Origin of the sequence: Acinetobacter sp. H1(2024), assembly GCF_046557555.1 — a bacterium.
Taxonomy (GTDB): Bacteria; Pseudomonadota; Gammaproteobacteria; order Pseudomonadales; family Moraxellaceae; genus Acinetobacter; species Acinetobacter seifertii.
In genome coordinates this window covers 671,667-696,615 of the sequence record NZ_JBKGFO010000001.1, presented here as the reverse complement: position 1 = coordinate 696,615, position 24,949 = coordinate 671,667, and the positions used below count along the sequence as shown (strand labels likewise).

Annotated in this window: 24 protein-coding genes; 12 read left to right on the top strand and 12 right to left on the bottom strand. The window is 38.0% G+C overall.

Annotated elements, in window-relative coordinates; genetic code table 11:
* Nucleotides 1–9: 9 nt before the first annotated feature.
* Nucleotides 10–1,611, bottom strand: coding sequence for a carboxyl transferase domain-containing protein (locus ACLCEG_RS03305; protein WP_042076048.1), 1,602 nt, complete (start codon nt 1,609–1,611; stop codon nt 10–12).
* Between the two features lie 24 nt (nt 1,612–1,635).
* Complete coding sequence (locus ACLCEG_RS03300; RefSeq protein ID WP_002114559.1) at nt 1,636–2,808, bottom strand: isovaleryl-CoA dehydrogenase; 1,173 nt, start codon at nt 2,806–2,808, stop codon at nt 1,636–1,638.
* A 144-nt stretch (nt 2,809–2,952) separates the two neighbouring features.
* Between ACLCEG_RS03300 and ACLCEG_RS03295 the strand changes: the two genes are divergently transcribed.
* The 4 genes from ACLCEG_RS03295 to ACLCEG_RS03280 all read left to right on the top strand — a co-directional run bounded on the left by ACLCEG_RS03295 (nt 2,953) and on the right by ACLCEG_RS03280 (nt 7,645).
* On the top strand, nt 2,953–3,570 hold the full coding sequence (locus ACLCEG_RS03295) for a TetR/AcrR family transcriptional regulator (RefSeq protein ID WP_000120687.1): 618 nt from the start codon (nt 2,953–2,955) through the stop codon (nt 3,568–3,570).
* A 110-nt stretch (nt 3,571–3,680) separates the two neighbouring features.
* On the top strand, nt 3,681–5,375 hold the full coding sequence (locus ACLCEG_RS03290; RefSeq protein WP_410565762.1) for an AMP-binding protein: 1,695 nt from the start codon (nt 3,681–3,683) through the stop codon (nt 5,373–5,375).
* A 72-nt stretch (nt 5,376–5,447) separates the two neighbouring features.
* Nucleotides 5,448–6,119 (top strand): class I SAM-dependent methyltransferase, encoded by a 672-nt coding sequence (locus ACLCEG_RS03285; protein ID WP_410565759.1) that lies wholly within the window; start codon nt 5,448–5,450, stop codon nt 6,117–6,119.
* Nucleotides 6,120–6,361: 242 nt separating this feature from the next.
* Entirely contained in the window at nt 6,362–7,645 is a 1,284-nt protein-coding gene (locus ACLCEG_RS03280; protein ID WP_410566547.1) for a DcaP family trimeric outer membrane transporter, read from the top strand.
* 46 nt (nt 7,646–7,691) lie between these two features.
* Here ACLCEG_RS03280 and ACLCEG_RS03275 read toward each other — a convergent pair whose 3' ends face one another.
* Complete coding sequence (locus ACLCEG_RS03275; RefSeq protein WP_410565756.1) at nt 7,692–8,930, bottom strand: SGNH/GDSL hydrolase family protein; 1,239 nt, start codon at nt 8,928–8,930, stop codon at nt 7,692–7,694.
* A 111-nt stretch (nt 8,931–9,041) separates the two neighbouring features.
* Here ACLCEG_RS03275 and ACLCEG_RS03270 point away from each other — a divergent pair, with 111 nt between their 5' ends.
* Nucleotides 9,042–9,947 carry a LysR family transcriptional regulator gene (locus ACLCEG_RS03270; RefSeq protein ID WP_134261526.1) on the top strand — a complete coding sequence of 302 codons (906 nt, stop codon included), beginning with the start codon at nt 9,042–9,044 and terminating at the stop codon, nt 9,945–9,947.
* A 4-nt stretch (nt 9,948–9,951) separates the two neighbouring features.
* Here the strand turns inward: ACLCEG_RS03270 and ACLCEG_RS03265 are convergent, their stop codons facing one another.
* On the bottom strand, nt 9,952–10,239 hold the full coding sequence (locus ACLCEG_RS03265; RefSeq protein WP_134261527.1) for a hypothetical protein: 288 nt from the start codon (nt 10,237–10,239) through the stop codon (nt 9,952–9,954).
* A 964-nt stretch (nt 10,240–11,203) separates the two neighbouring features.
* Between ACLCEG_RS03265 and ACLCEG_RS03260 the strand changes: the two genes are divergently transcribed.
* Nucleotides 11,204–11,350, top strand: a complete 147-nt coding sequence (locus tag ACLCEG_RS03260; protein ID WP_166739875.1) for a hypothetical protein — start codon at nt 11,204–11,206, stop codon at nt 11,348–11,350.
* 266 nt (nt 11,351–11,616) lie between these two features.
* Nucleotides 11,617–12,045: a hypothetical protein gene (locus ACLCEG_RS03255; protein ID WP_004702333.1), complete on the top strand. Its 429-nt coding sequence runs from the start codon at nt 11,617–11,619 to the stop codon at nt 12,043–12,045.
* Between the two features lie 232 nt (nt 12,046–12,277).
* On the opposite strand, the gene surA1 is transcribed toward ACLCEG_RS03255, so the two are convergent.
* The 3 genes from surA1 to ACLCEG_RS03240 form a co-directional block, all read right to left on the bottom strand.
* Nucleotides 12,278–12,595, bottom strand: a complete 318-nt coding sequence (surA1, locus tag ACLCEG_RS03250) for a surface antigen protein 1 (protein ID WP_410565751.1) — start codon at nt 12,593–12,595, stop codon at nt 12,278–12,280.
* Nucleotides 12,596–12,699: 104 nt separating this feature from the next.
* A complete protein-coding gene (locus ACLCEG_RS03245) occupies nt 12,700–12,918 on the bottom strand; it encodes a hypothetical protein (RefSeq protein ID WP_049064913.1) in 219 nt (72 codons plus the stop codon).
* 285 nt (nt 12,919–13,203) lie between these two features.
* On the bottom strand, nt 13,204–13,683 hold the full coding sequence (locus ACLCEG_RS03240) for a CinA family protein (RefSeq protein ID WP_134261528.1): 480 nt from the start codon (nt 13,681–13,683) through the stop codon (nt 13,204–13,206).
* A gap of 312 nt (nt 13,684–13,995) precedes the next feature.
* Between ACLCEG_RS03240 and ACLCEG_RS03235 the strand changes: the two genes are divergently transcribed.
* Entirely contained in the window at nt 13,996–15,405 is a 1,410-nt protein-coding gene (locus ACLCEG_RS03235) for an iron-containing redox enzyme family protein (protein ID WP_410565748.1), read from the top strand.
* 53 nt (nt 15,406–15,458) lie between these two features.
* On the top strand, nt 15,459–17,603 hold the full coding sequence (gene katE / locus ACLCEG_RS03230) for a catalase HPII (RefSeq protein ID WP_410565745.1): 2,145 nt from the start codon (nt 15,459–15,461) through the stop codon (nt 17,601–17,603).
* 55 nt (nt 17,604–17,658) lie between these two features.
* Here katE and ACLCEG_RS03225 read toward each other — a convergent pair whose 3' ends face one another.
* Both ACLCEG_RS03225 and ACLCEG_RS03220 read right to left on the bottom strand, forming a co-directional pair.
* Nucleotides 17,659–18,537 carry an SDR family oxidoreductase gene (locus tag ACLCEG_RS03225; protein WP_410565742.1) on the bottom strand — a complete coding sequence of 293 codons (879 nt, stop codon included), beginning with the start codon at nt 18,535–18,537 and terminating at the stop codon, nt 17,659–17,661.
* 140 nt (nt 18,538–18,677) lie between these two features.
* Nucleotides 18,678–19,082, bottom strand: a complete 405-nt coding sequence (locus tag ACLCEG_RS03220; RefSeq protein WP_410566545.1) for a DUF6367 family protein — start codon at nt 19,080–19,082, stop codon at nt 18,678–18,680.
* A gap of 483 nt (nt 19,083–19,565) precedes the next feature.
* On the opposite strand from ACLCEG_RS03220, the gene ACLCEG_RS03215 reads away from it, so the two are divergent.
* Nucleotides 19,566–20,777 (top strand): KGG domain-containing protein, encoded by a 1,212-nt coding sequence (locus tag ACLCEG_RS03215; protein ID WP_410565739.1) that lies wholly within the window; start codon nt 19,566–19,568, stop codon nt 20,775–20,777.
* 63 nt (nt 20,778–20,840) lie between these two features.
* Here the strand turns inward: ACLCEG_RS03215 and ACLCEG_RS03210 are convergent, their stop codons facing one another.
* The gene (locus ACLCEG_RS03210; protein WP_004702323.1) at nt 20,841–21,077 is read right to left on the bottom strand and encodes a hypothetical protein; all 237 of its coding nucleotides are present in this window, start codon (nt 21,075–21,077) and stop codon (nt 20,841–20,843) included.
* A 282-nt stretch (nt 21,078–21,359) separates the two neighbouring features.
* Between ACLCEG_RS03210 and ACLCEG_RS03205 the strand changes: the two genes are divergently transcribed.
* Complete coding sequence (locus ACLCEG_RS03205) at nt 21,360–21,971, top strand: LexA family protein (RefSeq protein ID WP_024433330.1); 612 nt, start codon at nt 21,360–21,362, stop codon at nt 21,969–21,971.
* Nucleotides 21,972–22,041: 70 nt separating this feature from the next.
* Here the strand turns inward: ACLCEG_RS03205 and ACLCEG_RS03200 are convergent, their stop codons facing one another.
* Nucleotides 22,042–22,653 carry a LysE family translocator gene (locus tag ACLCEG_RS03200; protein ID WP_410565736.1) on the bottom strand — a complete coding sequence of 204 codons (612 nt, stop codon included), beginning with the start codon at nt 22,651–22,653 and terminating at the stop codon, nt 22,042–22,044.
* A 156-nt stretch (nt 22,654–22,809) separates the two neighbouring features.
* Here ACLCEG_RS03200 and ACLCEG_RS03195 point away from each other — a divergent pair, with 156 nt between their 5' ends.
* On the top strand, nt 22,810–23,265 hold the full coding sequence (locus tag ACLCEG_RS03195; protein ID WP_000376211.1) for an Lrp/AsnC family transcriptional regulator: 456 nt from the start codon (nt 22,810–22,812) through the stop codon (nt 23,263–23,265).
* A 57-nt stretch (nt 23,266–23,322) separates the two neighbouring features.
* On the opposite strand, the gene ACLCEG_RS03190 is transcribed toward ACLCEG_RS03195, so the two are convergent.
* Nucleotides 23,323–24,939 (bottom strand): purine-cytosine permease family protein, encoded by a 1,617-nt coding sequence (locus tag ACLCEG_RS03190; protein WP_410565733.1) that lies wholly within the window; start codon nt 24,937–24,939, stop codon nt 23,323–23,325.
* Between the last annotated feature and the right edge of the window lie 10 nt (nt 24,940–24,949).

The window sequence follows — 24,949 nt, the reverse complement described above, 5'->3', positions numbered from 1 at the left end:
ATACACCTCTTACATGCGGAACACGCCAAATTTGGTTGGCTGGATAGGGGCATTCATGGCCGCAGCCAAACTTAAACCAAGTACCTGACGGGTTTGAGCTGGGTCGATTACACCGTCATCCCAAAGGCGGGCAGAAGCATAGTACGGATGGCCTTGGCGCTCGTATTGTTCACGAATCGGTTGTTTAAACTCGTCTTCTTCTTGCGCTGACCACTGGGCACCTTTTTGCTCAATCTGGTCACGTTTTAAAGTCGAAAGTACGCTCGCTGCTTGTTCGCCGCCCATGACTGAAATACGAGAGTTGGGCCAAGTCCATAAAAAGCGTGGTGAATAAGCGCGGCCACACATACCGTAGTTACCTGCACCAAACGAACCACCAATAATCAGGGTGAGTTTAGGTACATTTGCGGTGGCAACTGCCATCACTAATTTAGCGCCGTTTTTTGCAATCCCTTCATTTTCATACTGGCGACCAACCATAAAGCCCGTAATGTTTTGTAGGAATAACAATGGAATATTGCGCTGTGTACATAGCTCAATAAAGTGCGCACCTTTTTGTGCAGACTCAGAAAATAAAATCCCGTTATTTGCAATAATGCCGACTGGCATACCATAGAGTGAAGCAAAACCAGTAATGAGGGTTGAACCAAAGCGTGCTTTGAATTCATCAAAACGAGAACCGTCTACAATACGTGCAATGACTTCACGCACATCGAAAGGTTTACGCGCATCACTTGGCACCACGCCATAGAGTTCCGATGCATCAAACAGCGGCTCATCAATTTGCTTGTTTAACTCATTTGGCTTTTTATTTAAGTTAGCAACAATGTTTCGTGCAATCGCAATGGCATGTTCATCATTTTCAGCTAAGTGGTCAGCTACACCTGAAAGACGTGTGTGTACATCGCCGCCGCCTAAATCTTCACTGCTTACCACTTCGCCTGTTGCAGCTTTTACCAGAGGAGGGCCGCCTAAGAAAATCGTACCTTGATTACGGACAATAATGGTTTCATCAGACATGGCAGGCACATACGCACCACCAGCGGTACAGCTCCCCATCACCACGGCAATTTGAGCAATACCTAGGCTCGACATGCGTGCCTGATTATAGAAAATACGCCCAAAGTGATCGCGGTCTGGGAAAACCTCATCTTGCATTGGTAAATAAGCACCGCCTGAATCTACTAAATAAATACAAGGCAAGTGATTTTGTTCAGCAATTTCTTGTGCGCGTAAATGCTTTTTAACTGTAAGTGGGTAATACGTTCCGCCTTTAACCGTTGCATCGTTGGCAACGATCATGCAAGTTACGCCGTTGACCTGACCAATACCAGCAATCACACCGGCAGCAGGAACATCATCTTCATAAACGTTGTACGCTGCCAATTGACCAATTTCTAAAAATGCCGTGCCGACGTCAATCAGTTGATCAATACGTTCACGGGGTAAAAGTTTACCTCGAGCCAAATGTTTTTGTCGGGCATTTTCACCACCGCCTAAAGCAATACGCTGGGCAACCTGTTTGAGATCTGTGACCAATGTTTGCATGGCTTGCTGGTTTGTTTTGAAGTCTTCGCTTCGAACATTAATCTTGCTTTGTAATTGGTTCATAAGATGCGTCCTTATTTATAATTATTATTTGGTTTCATTGAAAAGTTCGCGGCCAATTAGCATGCGGCGAATTTCAGAAGTTCCTGCACCAATTTCATAAAGTTTTGCATCGCGCCATAAACGGCCAGCAGGGAATTCATTGATATAACCATTACCGCCTAAAGTTTGAATTGCTTCACCAGCCATCCATGTTGCTTTTTCGGCAGCATATAAAATGGCACTTGCGGCATCTTTGCGTAAACTGCGGTCATGGTCAGCTTTGTCACAGGCAGCACCAACAGCATAAACAAGTGCTTTACATGCCAACCAAGTTGAATACATATCGGCAAGTTTGCCTTGCATAAGTTGGAATTCACCTAACGCCTGACCAAACTGTTCACGTTGATGCAAGTATGGAATGACCACATCTAAACAGGCATCCATAATACCTAAAGGTCCGGCACTTAAAACTGCACGCTCATAGTCCAAACCACTCATGAGTACTTTTGTACCGTTACCGACACCGCCGAGTACGTTTTCAGCAGGTACTTCTACATTGTCAAAGAACAGCGGGTAAGTGTTAGAGCCACGCATACCGAGTTTGTCTAAATGGTTACCGTGACTAAAGCCTTTCATGCCTTTTTCAATTAAGAAAGCGGTCATGCCTTTCGCGCCAGCTTGCGGGTCAGTTTTAGCATAAACGACCAATACATCTGCATCACCGCCGTTAGTGATCCACATTTTTGAACCATTTAAAACGAAGTGATCACCTTTTTGTTCAGCACGTAATTTCATGCTGACGACATCAGAACCCGCATTCGGTTCAGACATTGCAAGGGCACCGACATATTCACCAGAAATCAATTTTGGTAAATACTTTTGTTTTTGCTGCTCGTTACCGTTACGGTTAATCTGGTTTACACATAAATTAGAATGAGCACCATAAGAAAGACCAATGGCTGCCGAAGCACGAGAAATTTCTTGCATGGCAATAATATGAGCTAAATAACCCATATTGGCACCGCCATATTCTTCAGAAACTGTCATGCCCAAAAGGCCCATATCTCCGAATTTTTTCCAGAGATGTGCAGGGAATTTATTGTCTTGATCAACTTGTTGAGCAATTGGTGCAATTTCTTTTGCACAAAATGCGGCTACCGAATCTTGAAGCGCAATTAAAGTTTCATCTAGACCGAAATTCAAGCTGCGTAGGTTCATGATATTTTCATCCTATTGGTTATATTTGTTGTCCATAAAATATTTTGTGGGTATTTGATAATTACCATACAATGATTTTTTGAAAAAGTGAATACTGATTCATAAAATGATTTACAATTCATTTTATTTGTTAGAGAATAAATTATGAGCTATAAACGATCATCTTTAATGCAAGAGCGGATGGAGCAAAATCGGAAGTCGATTTTGAATTCAGCCAGAAAAATAATTTCAGAGGGAGGATTTAAAGACGCGCAAATACAAACAATTGCAGAGCAAGCGGGTGTATCTAGTGGACTGGTTTATCGCTACTTTGATAATAAAAGCCAAGTGCTCATTGAAGTTTTGTCTGATGCGATTAATACAGAGCTATTGGTCATCGATTCGATTACCGAAAGTGATTTATCGGCAAAGCAGAAATTACACAAGGCGGTGGCAACCTTTGTAAAACGGGCACTGAATAGTCCTCAGCTTGCATATTCACTTATGTTTGAACCCGTCGATTCAACGGTTGAACATGAGCGTTTTCGTGTGAAGCAATTGATTAAACAAAGTATTAAAAAAATACTTGCGGATGGAAATGCAAGTGGTGAGTTTGTCTTGGATGATTTAAACACAGCAGCACTTTGTGTAGTCGGTGCTATGACTTATGTGGTGGTTGAACCCCTAGACCCAGCTCAAAATACAAAGTTTGATCACGCACACAAAGACTATTTTTCAAAACAAATTGCTGACTTTTGTGTGGACGCTGTGCAGAAGAAATAGGGCATATAAAGAGTAAAACAACACAAAATAAGTCGTTTGGAAAAGTAGTTGCAGTAACAACAATTAGATCAGGTAAGAAGAGAATTAGAAGAATCAAGGAGAATGATTCAATGCAACAAGAACGGTTAAGCTACGCCTCGGGACCAAGCACGCAGCCCTTATTGGGTATGACCATTGGTGAACAATTTGATCAGGCCTGTCGGAAATATGCTGAAAAGGAAGCAATCGTTAGTTTTCATCAAAACAGACGATTAACCTATAAAGCTTTACAGGATGAAGTAAATGCTTTTGCTTGTAGCCTTTTAAAATTGGGATTAAAAAAAGGAGATCGGCTAGCCATCTGGTCGCCTAACTGTGTGGAATGGACGGTAACCCAATTTGCAGCCTTTAAAGCAGGGATTATCTTAGTTAACCTGAATACAGCTTATAAGAGCCATGAACTTGAATATGTGTTGAATAAAGTCTCATGCAAAGGATTGATTATTGCTTCTCAATTCAAAACCACTGATTACCAAGAATTACTGACAAAAATTGCTCCTGAGTTAACCAACAGTCCAGATAAAGTGCTGAATTCAGCGCGACTGCCACATTTAAAATTTGTCATTAAAATTGATGACCAACAACATACGGGTATTTATCGTTTTAGTGATTTAGTTACTACACCAACTTCTGAGCAGCTGGAACAATTAAAACAATTAGCGAAGCAACATCAGTTTGATGAAACCATTAATATCCAATTTACTTCAGGTACAACAGGTAACCCTAAAGGGACCATGTTGACCCATCATAATATTTTAAATAACGGTTATTTTGTTGGCGAAGGCATTCGCCTTGCACCTCATGATAAAGTCTGTATTTCTGTGCCTTTGTTTCATTGTTTCGGCATGGTGATGGGGAATTTAGCCTGTGTTACACATGGGGCAACCATGGTCTATCCATCGGCTATATTTAATCCTTTAGAAACTTTAAAAGCGATTCATCAAGAACGTTGTACGGCAGCTTATGGCGTGCCAACTATGTTTATTGCCACTTTAGAACATGAACAGTTTAATGAGTTTGATTTATCGAGTTTAAGAACCGGCATCATGGCAGGCAGCCCTTGTCCACGTGAAATTATGCAGCGGGTTATAGACCGTATGCATATGTCCGAAATCACGATTTGTTACGGTATGACTGAAACCTCACCAGTAAGTGTACAAAGTTCGGTAAACGATTCGATTGATAAACGAGTAAGTACAGTCGGGCATGTTCACCCGCATGTTGAAATTAAAATTGTCGATTTAGAAGGGCAGATTGTTCCGCAAGGAACTTTGGGTGAGCTATGCGTTCGCGGTTATTCAGTGATGGCTGGCTATTGGGGCGAAGAAGAAAAGACCAAAGAGGTCATTGATGCTGCTGGATGGATGCATACAGGTGATATTGCCGAAATGGATCAAGACGGTTTTATTAAAATTAAAGGCCGTATTAAAGATGTGGTGATTCGCGGCGGGGAAAATCTCTTTCCAAAAGAAATTGAAGACTTTTTATATACCCATCCTGATGTAAGCGATGTGCAGGTGATTGGTTTACCAGATGCCAGATATGGCGAAGAACTCTGTGCTTGTATTATTTTGCATGAACATCATCAAATTGACGAAGACAGTATTCGCCAATTCTGCAAAGAGCACATTTCTCATAATAAAGTGCCGCGTTATGTCCGATTCTTTAATGAGTTTCCAATGACTGCTTCGGGCAAAGCACAAAAGTTTAAATTGCAGGAAATTATGCGAGCTGAACTTAATTTAACTGGGAATGTGTTTGACTAAAGAAGTCGAAAGCCCATTCAAAGTGCAGCAAACTATAAATTAAAAGGCAGTTTAAATAGAGGATAAAACAAAATGGCAAAAGACTTTAATAGCCCCAAAGTAGTCGAAGGATATGACGCACATATTCGTAAATTAATTCCAGGTTATGAAGTCATCCATCAACAGGTGGATGCCATTTTGCAATCAGTGTTGAAACCTAATGCTCATATCTTAATTGTGGGCTGTGGTACGGGTTATGAACTCGAATATTTACTTAAAAGACATCCAAACTGGAAATTTACAGCAGTTGACCCATCTTTAACCATGCTGCAAAAAGCACAGGAACAGGTTGAACTTTTAGATAAATCTTCACAAGTGACTTTTATTCATGGTGATACTTCAGCACTGCCTTTGGAACCATGTTTCGATGCTGCATTGTCTATTCTTGTGGCTCATTTCGTTGCCGATGATATAAAGCCTGCATTCTTTAAAGATATTTATGATCGCTTAAAAGAAAAGGCGCCTTTACTTACTTATGACCTCATGACCTGTATAAACCCAAATCAACTTCAAGCATTGCGTTATTTGTGCTTGGCACAAGGTCTAACAGAAGAGCAGTGTCAAAAAATGTTAGAGCGTATGGCGGAGGACTTTTTTAGTTTAACGACTGAAGGATATATAAAACTTTTGGAAAAGACGGGCTTTGAAAGTGCACAGACTTATACGCAAATTTTGACTTATCAGGGGTTTATTGCAAAAAAATAATACTATTGGGGAATATAAATAAGGTCTTAAAACCGAATATTCTCAATGTGGATGAGAATATAAAAAATGAAAAATTAAAAAGTCGCTTTTGCTGCTTTAGGGAGGATGGAACTAAAAATATGAGGGAACGTCTTTCTTGTGAAAGAAAGGCAAATTTTCAAGGATCTATTTTAGATAGGTACATAACAAAAAGGATGTCGAGATCTTTAAGTCTGTTTAAAGGTCTAAAGGAAAATTTCATGATGAAAGCTTTAAATACAATGGTTCAAAAAAGCCTATTGGCGGTTTCTGTGTCTTTACTTATGTCTTCTGCTTTTGCGGGTCAAGTAAACTCTGAAATAGAGCAACTTCGCCAAGAAGTAAACGAATTACGGGCAATGCTACAGGCAGATATACAAACTCAGAAATCTTTAACCCAAGAAAAAGTAGAACAAGTCACTCCTGTCGTTACCCAAGCTCCGCAATCTATACAGCAAACATTAACTAAATCTGGTACAGAATTTAACTTATATGGATATATACGGGCAGATGCTTCTTATCAAATTAAGGGTGCATCTACGATGTATAACAATATTAGTGGGGTTCCACTTGAACATACGCCAGAAGAATCTGCTCAAAAGGACCAATTGCACAGTACGGTTTATGTGACCCGTTTCGGATTGAATTTTAAAACACCGACAACTGCTGGTGATGTGGGTGGAAAATTGGAAATGGACTTCTTTGGGGCTACCACGCGTGATCAGTTTCGTATACGCCATGCTTATTTAACTTTTGATAAATGGCTCGTTGGTCAAACATGGTCGACATTTATTGCACCTGAGTATTACCCAGAAACAATCGATGCAGGAACATTTGTAGGTAGTGCCTTGCTTAGATCGCCAATGGTTCGCTATAGCGATAATTTAACGGCAAATACAAGTTTTGCAGTATCAGTTGAAGACCCGAAATATACTGCGGCAACAGACCCAGATAACAAAATGCGTTTACCTGCTTTAGTCGGACGTTTAAATCATAAATTTGCCAATGGTTCGATGCTTTCAGGCCGTAGTTTTGTTGCAGAAAAAAGAACCAATAATGACAGTGAGTGGGCTTGGGGCGTAGGTTTCGGTGGTAAATACCAAATGACACCAGATACTTTACTTAAAGCCGATTATTACCATGTCAAAGGCGATGGGCGTTTCTTATTGTGGAGCAATAGTGGCTATGCAATAGATGATCAAAACAACATGCATAGTAATGAATTTGATACGGTGTCTTTGGGGGTAACTCATCAATTTACGCCAAAAATTCGCTCGACTTTAGCTTATGGCTATATGAAGGCCAAAGATGATAACCGTTTTGCCGAATTACAGCACAATAGCACGACTCAAAACAAACAGCTTTGGCAGGGCTGGGTAAATACGATGTATAACCCATACAAACCAATTACCTTAGGTGTTGAGTATGTATATGGCGAACGAGAAACTTTCGATGGTCGTAACGGGATTGATAACCGCTTCAACATGATAGCGAGTTACGATTTCTAAATAGTTATTCCCATCAGGTGAATAGGTTCACCTGAAGGGGCAATTATTAATTTTTAATAATCTGGTCTAACCGTACCAATTCCGCCATGTGTTGATTACCACGGTCATTCGGATGTAAATGATCTCCAGAATCATAAATGGGATTTAAACGATTGGGATGTTTTGGATCTTTTAAGCCGTTATCAAGATCAAGTACACCATCAAACGTATGACTGGTTCTTATCCATTGGTTAATGCGCTGACGTAATTGATCTTTATTCGGTTGATAGTAATTATCTAAAGGGGTATTGGGCAAAGCACCAGAGAACGGAAGTAAGGTTGCACCAATTACCTGAATACCTTGTTGGTGAGCTTCTCTCACAACACGTTTATAACTCTCAGTTAAGGCTTGAAAAGAAGGTATTTGCTGTTTAGAAGCAAAGGCTGTACCTGGCCATGAAATGTCATTGATACCAATCAAAACAATTAAAGTTTTAACTCCAGAATATTGAAATACTTCACTGTTTAAACGTTTTAAAGCACTGTCACCCATACCATCGGTAAGCAGTCGATTTCCTGAAATTCCACTATTGATCACTGCCACTTGGTGTGCTGATAAACGTTTCGCTAAAAAATCGGTCCACCTGCTATTAGCATCTAAAGTCGCAGTCGCCCCATCGGTAATTGAGTCTCCAATAACTGCAACCACCTGAGCTTTCTGTTTGGGTTTTACCTCTATTGCAGACAGTAATAATCGCGCCGTTGTTGTTTTGGCATCAGTTGGCGTAGTTAAATTTGTTGTCTGATTTCCCTTAATGAGCCAACTGGTTTGTTTCGCATCCCAATGGAAAGTTTTAAACGTTGTAGGCTTTTGAATAAAACTATTTACCACCAATTGAGTGTGGTCGGGTACAGGCAACGGAATTGGATCACTTATGAGTTGTTTGCTCGGTAAAATTTTTGCTTTAGGTTGACCAGAAAAATAAACAGGATAGGTGCTCTTAGATTTCAGGCTTGCGGCGTTCGCTAAACCAATTGTTGTTTGATCAATATAAAGCGGTTGCTCGCCATATTGATTGGTAAAAACAAGCCGAACAGCTTCACCACCTAAACTAATTGGGCTTACCTGCCTAATTGTTTGGTTGGATATTTGCTCTGGGATAAGGGTGGGAAAAACGAAGTCTTTATTCCAGACTTTTTGAGGACTCGCAGACCAAGTGGTAATCCACTGATGCTGTGGTACTTCTGCTTGTGCAACGCTCGTAATTAAAGTTAAAGAAAATAGGGTGGCTTGATAAAGTTTCATCTCGTGAACTCTTTAAAACGAATTAAAGTTATCTTGAAATAAATTGCTGGCTTGTTATAGCGAGCTAAGCGGAATAAGATTTGTGAATACAATTCATAAATAAATTTTGTTATGTCTTATTTTGATATTAATCGATCTGGTGAGTTGGCAATTTTTATACGGGTGGTCGAGCTTGGAAGTTTCTCTGCCGTTGCAAGAGCTTGTGACATGACGCCATCTGCGGTCAGTAAATTAATTTCTCGGTTGGAAAAAAGACTTGGTGTCAGACTACTGAACCGTTCGACACGCCAGTTTCAGCTGACGAGTGAAGGATGCCAGTTTTATGAGCAAGGTCTTCAAATACTCAATAACTTAGATGAACTAGAACAATCCGTTACCGCAAATCATATACCACAAGGGCGAATCAGAATTCATACCAGTCTTTCATATTGGACGCATTTTTTATTGCCTTGTATTTCTCGGTTTAACGAGTGCTATCCACAAATTGAGTTAGAGGCTCATTTGAGTGACGAAGTGATTAATTTGGTTGAGCAAAGAATTGATGTTGCAATTCGGACAGGGCCATTAAAAAGTTCAAATTTGGTGGCTCGCTCACTCGGGACTACTCATAAAGTTTATGTATGTTCACCCGCATATATTGAAAAGTATGGTTGTCCCCAACATCCAGATGAACTGCATGAACATCAGCTTTTAGATGTAAGCTATCAGCGCCAGAACAAAACTTGGCTATTTAAAAAAGCAGATCAGGAAATTAACCTAGCACCCTCTAAGGTTTTAAAAGTAAACAACGGTGAAGCTATTTTACAATTGGCCCTTGCAGATGTAGGTATTGCTCAGCTTAATGAATTTCAAATTCAAAATGCATTACAGCAAAAACAACTCGTTAAAATTCTTGAAGACTGGAATATCAAAGCTTTTGAAGAATTTCATGCTGTTTGGATTGGTCATGATAAATATGTTCCTAAACGTGTACGTGTATTTTTAGATTTTCTGGTAGAACATGCCCTTATAAGGTAGATAGCTATTTTCTAGCACTAAATTGGCACTGTTGCATTGTTGTATTCATGGTGTCTACAAAGTTCATTTTGGCATCAATATTCTGCAAACTCACTTTTGGTAAGCTTTCAACAAATTGTGGTGAATAGTGTTGTTCTAAAGAGTTATAAATACAATTACACTGTGAAAGGTCATGTCCTGCCCAAACACAATGTGTATTAAATTCTTTTTTGCTCAATGGTCTGCATCCTATTAAATTTAAAACACTTATCGCAAGCAGGCTCACCAGAACAAAACGACGGAGAAAAAACATTATTGTTACTCTGCATAGGTTGTTGTTATCGCTAAGTGATGCTGATAGAAGTTCTTATCTTTATGCGGTTTTTTTGAATACATAAAACTCTTACCTAAACTTATATAGATGGGTAGGTAAAAGGATTAAATAAACAATTTTTGAACTCTATATAAGGTTTTTATTTTAGAGAAAGGTGAGGGGCGATCTCTAAAAAATGCCTGAATAAGTAAAAGATGTCGAATATAAATATGATTAATAAAAGAATTTAAAAAATATAAAATAATAGTCATGAGTGACTCCTTGATTAAAGAAGTTACGCCCATTCATTGCTAATCATTATGGTGGTGAAACGAAAGAGGGTTAGCAGACTGATACCTAAGAAACCAGCACACCCGAAGGTGTCCCACTCTCGTTCCTCCATCAAAGGCACGAGGGGCTTCACACCAAAAAACGTGTTTTTAGTGCACTTAGGTAGACGGTCTGCTAAAACCGACTGACAAAATTGGTCAGCGCGAGCATCATAAGCTGAGCATTAGAGTGGGTCAATTGCAAAAATAAAAGATTGATTTATATAATTTCATATAAATATTTGCCTGTTTTTATTTAGAAAATAGAAAAACTAAAACGTATAACATTAATGTAACTCATTTTTATTTTACGTGAGGTGTTGTTTTTTAATCATATATATCAATTATTTATTAATTGTTTATTTATATAGTATATGAGTGTCATTAATTGGATGTATCGTTTTGCTAAACTATTTAATAATTCTATTTTTATAAGTTGGACTAAGGAGTGTATACACTGCATGCCAAAAAATAATCAGAATTTCAATTGCAATAAATATAATTTTACTCATCATATTTTAGGTTTTTACATAAGCTTGCATAATCTACAAAAGTTAAGAGAACCACAGCAGTAGGCCAACATAAGATAATGCTATTCATAAACCTACATTTTAATATTTATAAAGGTGATTTAAATGGTTAGAATCTTTTGTGCAGTGAGTATGGTACTTGTAATAGCTATGGGCGTGAGCGCATGCCAAGACCGCAATTCAAGAAATGATCGAATGCATGGAGCAAGTGATCCAGCAGCACCTCATGATATGAATAGAAATTCACAATAATTAGTTTTACTTAACAAAGCCTACTTATTAAGTGGGCTTTTTTTATTGTTATTTTATCTAAAAAATATAGCATAATAAAAATTAAATATATTAAAATATAATATTTATCAATTGTTTATTATCTTTTTACTGCTTGGGAATCTAAGTGTTACTGAATTGTTGTAAAATGAATATATCTTTTCAAAAAGTTAATAAAACAAACACAATAGCTTACTTATATTCATCCAAAATTCATTTTAGTAATAATGAACTATAACGGTAAGGATATGCCCCAATATTTAAAAATAGCTGAGAAAATATATCAAAATGTCAAAGAAAAAAAAGGGTTTACGGATGAGCCGATGGAAGATCTTAACAACTTGATGATCGAACTCAGACATGAAATAAAAGGGACACAGCTAAAGCTTTTATATAATTATATTGATTTCGCTGAGCTGCTAATTAAGCCTTTGCAAGAGTCAAAAATTAAATTGGATTTAAGTCTTATTCCTAAAAGTAAAAATACACAGGAGTTTGTACTCTGGCTTGCTGGTTTTATTGAGCGGATTACTACGGGTGGACAAGAGAAATTACCTCCAATTCGGGCCAAAATTACATTACCAGCTTATGCATATGAGGAAACTTATCCTTCACAGAAAAAGCCGGTAAATAATGGCGAAGAAATAATTGAATATTTTAAGAAAAATCAAAATTGATTTTTAGCGAAAACCTGACTTGATTATCTAAGTCAGGTTTTTATTTTGATAAGCTAGTAATTATAGATATTTAAGATGAGATGTATGTTTGTACATTTTACACAAGCAACTTGCATTAGCGATTCGGAAATTTATGGTATAAAAGCAAAAGTGAGCAAAACAGAACGATAAAAAAGCCTATTTCCCAGGGCCAATAGGAAATAAGCTTATAGCTTTGGACCGTTTGAGGATGTTAAATACCATCCCATGCATCTTTAATGGCTTGTTTCGCATGTTCCCATTTTAAGCGAGACTCAGCTTTGAGTTCTTCCCATTTTTGCTGCAAACTACCTTCCATGTCTTCAAACTGAGTTCCTTCCTTAGATTCAGAACGAGCCCGATGACCAAGTTCATAAGCAGCAGAAAAATCACGATCATAATCTAGATCTGGTGTTGTTAATTGCGCTTCTTGGTAATAAGGTCGGGTAAGATAGCTTTCACGCCAGCGAGAGTCAGAATAGTTATGATCGCCAGCTACTAATTGAGCATGATCTGTATTTTGATCTGTCATCAGAATTCCCTCATATTTTATTGAATTTTATGCTTATATTAAATTTAGGAAGGTGAGTTCACCTTCCTAAATGATTGACCGCATCAAAGAACAACTACAAACGATTAACGTTGTTGGTTGTTATTTGAATTTTGTTGGCCAGAATCTTTTTGGTTAGATCCTTGTTGTTGGCCACGGTTATCATTTTGCTGTTGCTGCTGATTATTGCGTTGTTGATCGTTTTGCTGTTGGTTACCGTGTTGTTGTTGATTACGGTTGTCATTTTGCTGTTGTTGCTGTTGCTGATTATTGCGTTGATTTGCTTGATTATTAGTAGTGCTCATTTTTTAATACCTCATATCAATTATGACGATGTGTTTTATCTGAGAGCTTCAGATAGGGTTATTAAAACATGTAGCTTTAAAATGTGTAGGGTAGGGGTGTTACCCCATATTTAAATGTAAATTTAAAAGTTATCAATTTTAAATAACTTGCTGATTTTTAGTGAATGTGATTTTTAGTCATAAACATTATTAATATGAATGTTTAAAAAATTACATTTCAGCACATAATATTTAAGAAAGATAATAAATATTTCCAAATGTATATTTGTTAACTTTTTATATAATTTAAGAGGCTTTTTCATCTAATATAATAAGTTTTATATCTTGAGTAATATAGTGCGTCAAATTTCTAAGTTTTAAAAAGGCTGGTCCTTTTAAAACACGTCTAAAATTATAAAAATTATTTTTATAATATATTGAATAAAAGAACGTTCCTACAGGTTTTTCCTCTGTTTCAGAACCCCCTTTTTTTAAGAGGCCTGTGCAGGCAACATACAGGTCAGCATGCAAAAGTTCCTTTCCTTTATTAATCATTTCAACAGTCACTTGCATTGATTCGGCAGTATATTTTTCAATAAGTTGCTCTGAAATATGCAGGATGTTTTCCTTTACTAGAAGATCATAACTTACAAGACTACCTATAAGGATATCTCCTGAATAAGGACTCAAAGAAAAACGATAAGCAAGATAGCCAGCAGAAGCGCTTTCAAAAAAAGCAATTTTGATTTTCTTATCTGCTAATAATTTACAACATGAATTAAACATTCTAATTCTCCCTTTAATTATTTTTTAAATGTTATAGAACTATTTGAAATTTTGATTCGTTATTTTTTAACATTTTACTTTTGATGGTTAAATTAATGTAAATTTAGATTAATTTTTGCAAATTTTATATAAAAACAGTGGCTTAAATAATTCTAAAAGTTTAAATGTAATTTTACGTTAATTTGTATATCTTTGAATTTTTTGATTTATGTGGTTTATCTTAATTTTTAATAACGCAAAATAACAAACTTAAAACTTGATTATAATTCGGGTGACGTATGGTAATTGATATCTCACAAACGGAGAATGAAAATGCCTGTTGTAGTGAAAGAAAGATTATTAGACTTATTACAAGATAATCAAAAAAATTATTATGAATTGTTTGTTTTTTTTCTTGATCCTGATGTTTCAAGTTTTGAGAAAGAGAAAAAGGCAAGAGATTTTCTGATTAAAGAGATTGAAAAATTAGAGATAGAGGAAATAGATTTTCCTTCAGATATCAATTCGATTAAATCATGGTGTGAGAACGATAATAAAAAAAATTGTCAGGAATTTCAGGCATATTTAAACCGTAGACAAGCTGGTCAAGATAGAGAGTATTTTCAGAGTGTTGCTCAGGCGTTTGAATTTCTAATAAAAGTATCGCCGACTAAAAAGGTCGATGGTGCATGGTTATATAGCTCAGTGCATTATTGGAATGATCCAGTCTTTCATGAGCTCATTATTACTTATTTGGAAGAACTTGGTTTAGGTGAACCGAAAGCGAATCATGTCTGTATTTATGATGACCTTTTACGCAGTCTCGGACTCGACAGCTTCGATTTACTTTTAGAAGACGAATACTATCATCAAGCAGTCGTTCAACTAGCACTAGGGTATGCACCACCTGAGTTTATTCCTGAAATGGTCGGTTTTAATTTAGGATATGAACAGCTTCCATTGCATCTTTTAATTTCAAATTATGAGCTTGCCGAATTAGGCATTGATTCTAAATATTTTAATCTACATATCACCATTGATAACATTGACAATGGCCATGCCCATAAAGCCATTAAATTTATTGAAGATATTTACAACAAATACAGAGATAAAGAGCTTTTCTTTACCAAGTTAAAACAGGGTTTTGCCTTGAATAGCAGTGGTGAATCTTCCTCAAATATTATCAAGAATTTAAGTCTTGAAGACTTTGTTCATAAAATTTTGAAAAGAAAGGCACTTGTCGGGCAGCTCATTCATAACGAAACCAGACAGTTTGGCTGTAAAACCATTAATCAATGGTTATCAAACCCTGATGATATTGCAGGTTTAATCACTCATTTAACTGAACAGAAATGGATTAAGTTTAATACCGACCCTGAACAGAGCGTGTTCTGGCGAATGATTAATGAAGAAAATGGAAAAATGTTTGGGGTGTTTAACCCTGTAGAGCGCCAAATTATTCATGACTGGATTGCTGGTAGTGATCATTCTTCTAACTTCTTGGCATACAGCCGAGAACTTAAGAATAGCCAGCGTATTCAGGACTATTTATTTAGTTATATCTCTGATGGCGAGCTTGATGCACTGCAACAGCGCGTGCTGCAATCAAGCGATCTTGCAATAAAAATATGCAAACTTACCCCATTTCTAGCCCCTGATTCTCATCATAAAAGTATTGGTCTTTGGAGTACTCGTAAATACGTAGAACTTCTTTTTCCTTATTTAGGTACGTTTAAAAACTAGTTTGATAAACGTTTTCAACTTCAACCCCAAGTTTAACTTTCAAAACATAGGTAATGGACATGAACGACAAAACTAAATTAACTAATAAAACAAGTGAAATGGCTGGCGCCGATGCAGCAAATAAAGCCAATACTACCCAGAAAACTGAACAGTTAGACACCGTAAGAGATGATGCAACCAATGAGGCATTAACCACCAATCAGGGGGTTAAAATAGCGGATAACCAAAATAGCTTAAGAGCGGGTATTCGCGGCTCAAGTTTATTGGAAGATTTTATCTTAAGAGAAAAGATTACTCATTTTGACCATGAGCGTATTCCTGAACGTATTGTGCATGCACGTGGTGTAGGAGCACATGGTTATTTTCAGGCATATGAAGGAAATGAACGTTTAACCAAGGCTGGTTTTTTAACAGACCCAACTATTCAGACGCCTATTTTTGTACGTTTTTCAACAGTGCAAGGGCCTCGTGGTTCGGCAGATACTGTTCGTGATATTCGCGGTTTTGCCATTAAGTTTTATACCCAAGAGGGTAATTTTGATTTAGTTGGCAACAATGCACCAGTGTTTTTTGTACAAGATGGTATTAAGTTTCCAGACTTTGTGCATGCGGTAAAACCTGAACCAGATACAGAAATGCCAACAGGAGCAACTGCCCATGATACTTTCTGGGATTTTGTGTCTTTAGTTCCTGAGTCAGCTCATGCAGTAATTTGGGCAATGTCGGACCGTGCGATTCCACGTAATCTACGCTCAATTCAAGGCTTTGGTATTCATACATTCCGTCTTATTAATGCCCAAGGGAAATCTCATTTTGTGAAATTCCACTGGACGCCTAAACAAGGTTTAAGTGCGCTCGTTTGGGACGAAGCTCAAAAACTTGCTGGTAAAGACCCAGATTTCCATCGTCGTGATCTTTATGAAGCAATTGAGCAAGGTTTTTATCCAGAATGGGAACTCGGCGTGCAGATTGTTGAAGAAGAAGATGAAATGAACTTCGATTTCGATTTGTTGGACCCAACCAAAATTATTCCTGAAGAATTAGTTCCTGTTACGCCAATTGGCCGATTTGTTTTAAATAGAAATGTCGATAACTTCTTTGCTGAAACAGAGCAGGTGGCTTTCTGTCCGGGCCATGTAGTACCTGGTATTGATTTTACAAATGACCCACTTTTACAAGCACGTCTATTTTCGTATACAGATACCCAATTAAGCCGTTTAGGTGGACCAAACTTCCATCAAATTCCAATTAATAAACCAGTGTGTCCATTCCATAACAATCAACGTGATGGCATTCATCAACATACCATCCATAAAGGCCAAGCCTCATATCAACCAAACTCAATTGAGGGAAATTGGCCAGTCGAAACTCCACCAGCGGCTTCAAATGGTGGTTTTGAAAGTTATCCTGAAAAAATTAGTGGACATAAACTTCGTCAAAGAAGTGAGACATTCTCTGATTATTTTTCACAGCCTCGACTTTATTACAAAAGCCTTGCGCCGCATGAGCAAAAACATGTGGTCGATGCCTATACTTTTGAGTTAAGTAAAGTTCAAAGAAAACATATTCGTGAGCGCCAAGTTCAACAAATTTTGGCAAATATTGACCTCGATTTGGCACGTCAAGTCGGTGCGAACCTAGGTATTGAAGTACCTGACTTAACATTAGATTATAAGAAAACAGCAATTGAAAAATCCGCCAAGTTATCTCTTTTAGCTTTCCCTCCTGAAGACATTCAAGGTAGAAAAGTTGCTGTACTTATTCATAATCTTGTGAAGTCAGATACACTCCAAGCTATTAAAAATTGGGCGATTAAAGAAGGTGTGGTTGTTCATTTACTAGCGCCAAGCTTGGCTCCAGTAAAAGACCATAAAGACAGTATTATTGTAGCTGATGGTATGCAAATGGCTGAACCTTCAATTGCTTATGATGCTGTAATTGTTCCAGATGGCGATAATTTAAATGCAGTGATGCAAGATGGGGTAGCGCGCCATTATGTACTAGAAGCTTATAAGCATTTAAAACCAATTGCATTTTTAGGCAATAAATCTGATTTGCTTGAGCCACTCGGTTTGGTTGCAGATGAAGGAACTTTAATAGAAGATGAATTCCAGCATATTGCGGAAAAATTTAAAAATCTGATAAAAGCTCATCGTGTTTGGTCACGAGAACAAATAGCCGCACACGTACCGGCTTAAATAAAGAAGCCCTGAAAGTTGAAGCTTTCAGGGCTTTTTCAAATCATGTTAGTGCTTAGCCATTAACGATTTGGCCGCCATTTACATGAATAACCTGACCCGTGATATAACTTGCATCGTCTGAGGCAAGGAAAAGGTAAGCAGGGGCGACTTCACTTGGCTGACCCATTCGACCCATTGGAGTATCTTTACCAAATTTTTCGACGGTTTCTGCATCGAAACTACTTGGAATAAGAGGAGTCCAAATTGGCCCTGGCGCAACACCATTTACACGAATACCTTTTTTCTGTTTCATTAAATTGTTCGATAAGCTACGAGTAAAAGAGGTGATTGCACCTTTAGTACTTGCATAATCAATGAGCTCATCATGACCTTGATAGCTAGTAATACTAGTGGTGTTAATAATAGTATCGCCTTCTTCCATATAAGGAATCGCTTCTTTGGTTAAATAAAACATGGCAAAAATATTTGTTTTAAATGTCTTTTCTAATTGCTCATTACTAATACTTTCAATTTCTTTTTGCTGATATTGAACACCAGCATTATTTACTAAGATATTAATTTTACCGAAGTGCTGTAAAACCTTATCAATATTCTGTTTGGCAAGCTCTGCATCGGAAATATCACCTTTTAATAAAAGACAATGTTGTCCTTCCTTTTCAACGAGCTGTTTGGTGATTTCGGCATCTTGGTCTTCTTCAAGATACAGTACAGCAACATCGGCACCTTCACGAGCAAACAACACGGCAATGGAACGGCCTATACCACTATCACCACCACTAATGATCGCAACCTTACCTTTTAGTTTCTCACTACCTTTATGCGATGCTTTAATAATTTCTGGTTCAGGATGCATCTTCTCCTGATCACCTGGTTGATGAGGTTGAACTTGTGCAGGAACTGCAGATGGATACTCATTTGTTATATTTTCCATGTCTAGACTACCTCTATTTAAATTTCAGTCCCTCTATAGTGATTAATTTGCACGTGAATATGAGTAAATAGTCTTTTTTAAAAAGTTGACTTTGTTATTTTATATATAAGGATGTAAAAAAATATAACATTGAGAGTTTATTAAGTAATATCTAATAATTTAACCTTATTTTTATCAATCATACTTTCAATAATAGATCGGTTGCCTGTGTCATTTAACCAATTCTCTATAGGTATATAATTAGATAAATCTAAAATTTCTTTTATTAAGGTTTCTGCTTCTACTATTGTCTTTAAGTTGTATTTATTTTTGGAAGCTACTTTATCTACTAGCTCTTTTATATCCTCTTTTTCAATATCTTTTGATTTAATAATATATAAGTCTCTTTGGAAAGGGTGACTTGCATGAGGCGGGTCTAATCTGTAGCTCCAATCTTGATTATAATTCTGCCAAGAGTTTTTAAGCTGTATATTACTCAATAAAATTTCAGGTACAGAAATATGAATATATTGTAGCGTTGATTGTGTTTGAGTTAATTGCATGATTCATTTCCCATAAATATTATATATTAATTTTAAATCTTGATTTTGTTAGCTCAAGTGAATTGTTTTTAGAAAAGTAATCATTTATTTTATTGTTTTTAAATAATTTTAATTGTATTTTTAATTTGTTTCTTCAAGAGAGAAGATGTTTTTGTTTTTTATTGATTTGTACGTTATGAAAGTTTATGTTATCTAAAATGGTTTTTTAAATGCATTTGTAAAAATATATTGTTATGTAGGTTTGAGTAATAATAAGTATGATGAGTATTTAAAAGGTAAAATTGTATAATAATTTATAAATTTTTTAATTGATAAAATCTTTATTTAAATAATCATCTTAGTATATTTATCCCTATTTTAATTTATATACATTTAAAAAGATTGAAACATAGCATCGGTATAAAAATATTCTAAATCTCTTATCTTAAATTTATCCGTTAAGTAAAAGCGGTAGCGACTATAATTTTAATATAGGAAGATATAACTATGGCTAATACTAGATATGAAGATCAAGATAATAATAGTTCAGGTACTTCAAATCGTGGATTTGCAAGTATGGATCCTGAAAGAGTCAGAGAAATAGCCAGTAAAGGTGGGCGTGCTGCGCATGCAAGTGGCAATGCACATGAATTTACTTCAGAAGAAGCTCGTGAAGCTGGACGAGCTGCACATGCCAGTGGTAACGCACATGAATTTACCTCAGAAGAGGCTCGTGAAGCTGGTGCTTTAAGTCATAAAAATGATGATCGTAATGGTCGTGGTCGCAGCCGTTATGACGACGACGAAGATGATGATCGCGGCGGCCGTTCAGGTGGCCGAGGTCGTGGTCGCAGTCGTGATGACGACGATGAAGATGATGATCGCGGTCGTTCAAGTGGCCGAGGTCGTGGTCGTACCCGTGATGACGACGAAGATGATGATCGTGGCCGTTCAGGTGGCCGAGGTCGTGGTCGTAGTCGTGATGACGACGATGAAGATGATGATCGCGGTCGTTCAGGTGGTCGAGGCCGTAGCCGCAGCCGTTATGATGACGATGAAGATGACGATCGCGGTCGTTCAAGTGGCCGAGGTCGTGGTCGTACCCGTGATGACGACGACGAAGATGATGATCGTGGTCGTTCAGGTGGCCGAGGTCGTGGTCGCAGCCGTGATGACGACGATGAAGATGATGATCGCGGCGGCCGTTCAGGTGGCCGAGGCCGTGGTCGCAGTCGTGATGATGATGACGAAGATGATGATCGTGGCCGTTCAGGTGGCCGAGGACGTGGTCGCAGTCGTGATGACGACGATGAAGATGATCGCGGTCGTTCAGGTGGCCGAGGACGTGGCCGTAGCCGTTATGATGACGATGAAGATGATGATCGTGGCCGTTCAGGTGGCCGAGGACGTGGCCGCAGCCGTCGTGACGACGACGACGATGAGGATGATGATCGCGGTCGTTCAAGTGGCCGAGGCCGAGGTCGCAGTCGTTATGACGATGACGAAGATGATGATCGTGGCCGTTCAAGTGGCCGAGGCCGTGGTCGCAGCCGTGATGACGACGATGAAGATGATGATCGAGGCCGTTCAGGTGGTCGAGGACGTGGTCGTAGCCGTTATGATGACGATGACGAAGATGATCGCCGTGGCCGTTCAGATGGTCGTGGACAAAACTCTCGTAATCAAAAACGCGATGCGTATGGACGCTTTACGTCTTAAGCAGACAGTTTTTGAGAATAGAGGAGGCATTATGCCTCCTCTATTTTTATAATTTTTATAAACTTATGAGTGAGTAAGAGGGTGTAGGCCTTTTACAATATCTGTAAATTCTGAGCCATTTAACCAAAAAGATTTCTTTAAAAATAGTGTCGTCATAATACTTTCGGCTGCTTCACTTTCCGGATTTTCACAGAAAATTCCATAGCTTTCACCTAATACCGCATCATTTTCAATAAGACGGATAAAGTAAGCATGTTGCTCATTTGCATAACCTAAAACTGCATCACGTTGATTTTTCATTTCGCATGTCTCCATACCAAAAACTGAATCTAACTCATATTTAAGTGTCCAGAATTTCATTTGATAAAAATCAAAACAGTCAGTAATAAGGACTATTTCACAATGGGTTTTGATTCTCTTCAAATTGCCATTTTCGTTTTAGCATCCCTGTTAAAACAAAATGGATTAAAATCTGATCATGAAATTTATTGTTATGCAAAAAAAATATTTCGTCAACTTGAAAATGTAACTTTTTCAAGTTACATTGTTTGTGTAGGATTTGAACGGTGAGATGGAGGCGGTATGCCAAAGAAAAAAGAATTCGAGCATGGCGGTGCACGGGAAAATGCTGGTCGTAAAGCACAGTTTAATGAACCCACCAAAGTGATTCGTGTTCCTGAATCTCAAGTCAACTTTATCAAAAATTGGTTACTGAATAATGTCAAAACCGATAACCAGACAGATTTCACCTCAAAACTAAAAATACAGCAGGTGCATCCAAACAACGATAAAATTTATCAGATTCCTTTGGCAACAGAGCGTGTGGCTGCAGGTTTTCCTTCGCCTGCGCAAGATGATATTGAGCAAGCGCTCGATTTAAATGAATATTTAATTAGAAATGAAAATGCCACCTTTATTGTCAAAGCCAATTCGTTGTCTATGTTAGATGCTGGAATCGATATTAATGATCCGCTTATTGTGGACCGTAGTATTCCCGCTAAATCGGGTGATATTGTGATTGCACTCATCGACAATGATTTCACTGTGAAGCGCTTAATGATTGATAGTCAATTTAAGCCGCCTAAAGTTTGGCTAAAAGCAGAAAACCCTGATTATCAGAATATTTATATTGAAGAGGGGCAGGAACTGGTTATTTGGGGAGTGGTGACTTATAACCTCAAACGAATGAGATAAATTTTTCTTATATTTTACTATTCAAGTTACTGACCCGAAAAGTGAGTCAGTAACTTTTGCTAAATGACTTTTAAATTTGCCCAATCAATAAGCACGTTGCGATAACGACCATCAAACCACCTGAAAAACGGCCGACTAACTGAGCTGCCTGTGGTCTAGTTTTCAAAATAGCTTCTGAACCATAACCTACCATTAAGTAAATAATCGTGCAGCTAATCATGTGGACAACACCAAAGGCAAGAATTTGTGTTGTCACTGACCATGAAGCAGTAGTGTCAATAAATTGAGGAAGCAGCGCTAAAAAAAGTAAAAAAACTTTCGGGTTTAAGCCACTCACATAAACGCCTTTGGTTGCCCAGCTCAACCATGACTGAGCCTTTTCAGAACCAGACTGATTTGGAGTAGGAGGGGTAAGTAATAAGTTTATTCCCATCCATAACAAATAAGCAGAACCCGCCACAGTAAGAATCATCAAAGCAGTTGGGTTATTTGCTACAAGTAGACCAACACCAGCCGCTACCAATAAAATCGTAATAAAGTGCCCAAATAACATACCTGCAACAGCAGGTACGACGACTTTGCCTTTAATGCCTGCCGAAATGGCATAGGCCCAGTCTGCCCCTGGCGTAATAATAAAAAGAATGGAGACACTCCAAAATGCAATAAAAATGTTAAAAGCCATATGCTTATCTCGGCAAACTATTTTCCAAAGGTTTCGCTCGTGGTTTAGAAAAAATCCCTATTTATTTGAGCTTGTTGAAAATAATATGCTCATGTATTTAGAATGTGCTTTTAAATGTTTGCTCATATCACACTCATTTGGGGTAAATTTTTCTAAATGGATCGCACAGATAAAAAGATTCTTGCTGAATTGCAATTAAATGGCCGATTATCTATCACCGAATTGGCAGAAAAAGTCGGTTTGAGCATTTCACCTTGTCACAGACGAGTGAAGGCTTTAGAAGAGTCGGGAGCTATTAAAGGCTATCGGGCAGAACTCGATCCGAATTTAGTCGGTTTTGAATTTTCAGCGATTGTTTTTATTACGCTTAAAGAAGGTGATAAACAGGCCGTCGAGAAGTTTGAAAATGCTGTGATAGACATCCCGCAAATTATTCAGGCTCAGCGTTTGTTTGGTGAGCCAGATTACTTGTTGCATGTGGTGGCTAAAGATTTACCGGCTTTTCAGCGTTTGTACGATGAAAAATTATCAGCTATTCCAAGTGTGCAACGACTCATCTCAACCATTGTGATGAAAGATGTAGTACCTGAACGTTTATTTCCGATTGGCTAAGAATCATCAGATATAAAAAAAGAAGCTTTAAAGCTTCTTTTTTAGTTTTAAGAATATTTAAGCGTCGAGTGTTTTACACAAAGAACAGATCGTGCCGTTATGTTTGTGAGAGAACATCATATCTGGACGCTCATAACCTTGCTCACATACGCGGCAGTGGTAAACCGTTGCTACAGGTGTACCTTCAGCATCGTAACGTGGTTCTTTAATACCGTCACCATGTGACTTGATGTAGTATTTTCCTTTGGTTAATAAACCCATGATTGGAGTTAAGACAAAAGCAAGTACAAGTGCGATAAGCGGTGAGTAAGGCGCCAAGAAGCTACCAAGTAAACCGAAGAATGCTGCAATTGATAAGCCTGCTGATACAAGGAATGCAACCATACCGACAGGGTTTACGTTGTAGAGCATGTCACGGCGATATTCAGGTTCTTTAGGTGAAAGTTTTAAAACATATTTGTTGATTGAAATGTCTGTTGCAACAACTACCACCCAAGCAATTGCAAAGTTTGAATAGAACCCTAAGATTTTACCTAGTACCGCAAACATATTGCCTTCCATCAAAGCAAGCGCAATTGCTAAGTTCACCATCACAAAGACAATACGACCAGGATAATGTTTGCTAATACGAGTGTAGGCACTTGTCCATGCAAGGGAACCAGAGTAAGCATTGGTCACATTAATTTTAATTTGAGAAATAACCACCAAAATCACTGCAAGTGTTAAAGCTGCCCAGCCCGGAAGCATGTCATGAAACGCTGCATTAAACTGTTGAACAGGTTCAGTGCTGTTTACGCCCGGTATTTTAGTAAGTAAATAGAACCCTAAAAATGCCCCGATAATTTGTTTAATCGCCCCTAAAATCACCCAACCCGGACCCGCTGAAATAACCGCAGCCCACCATGCTTTGCTATTTTCTTTTGTTTTTGCAGGCATGAAGCGTAAGTAATCAATTTGCTCACCAATTTGCATGATGAGGGATAAACAAATACCAGCACCTAACATGATTGCTGCCATGTCTACGGTTGCAAAACCTTCTTTACCTGTAAAAGTAGCAAATTGGCTGACTAAGGTAGGTTCTTGATAAATCAGGTAGGCCACAGGACCAATCATCAGAATGAGCCAAAGTGGGGTAGTCCAAACTTGTAATTTACTTAAAGCTTTCATGCCGTAAATTACCAGCGGTATGACCATAACGGTTGAGATGAGGTAACCAGCCCAAAGCGGAATGCCTAAACCTAGCAATAACCCTTGCGCCATGATTGAACCTTCAAGGGCAAAGAAAATAAATGTGAAACTGGCGAAAATGATACTGGTAAGAACCGAACCGATGTAACCGAAACCAGCGCCACGAGTAATCAAATCAAGGTCGATGTTATAGCGCGCTGCGTAGTAGGCTAAAGGAATGCCAGTTAAGAAGATAATAATCGCTGCAAATAAAATGGAGAAAACAGCATTGGTTGTTCCGTAAGACATACCAATACTGGCACCAATAGAAAAGTCAGCAAGATAGGCAATACCACCAAGTGCAGTAATAGCGACAACTTTGGGACTCCAGCGCCGAAAGCTGTGTGGAGCATAACGTAAAGTATAATCTTCTAAGGTTTCATTCACTGCTTTTTGTGAATCTGTACCTTGCACAGTGTCCAGATTTGGATGTTCAGATACACTCATAACATCAATC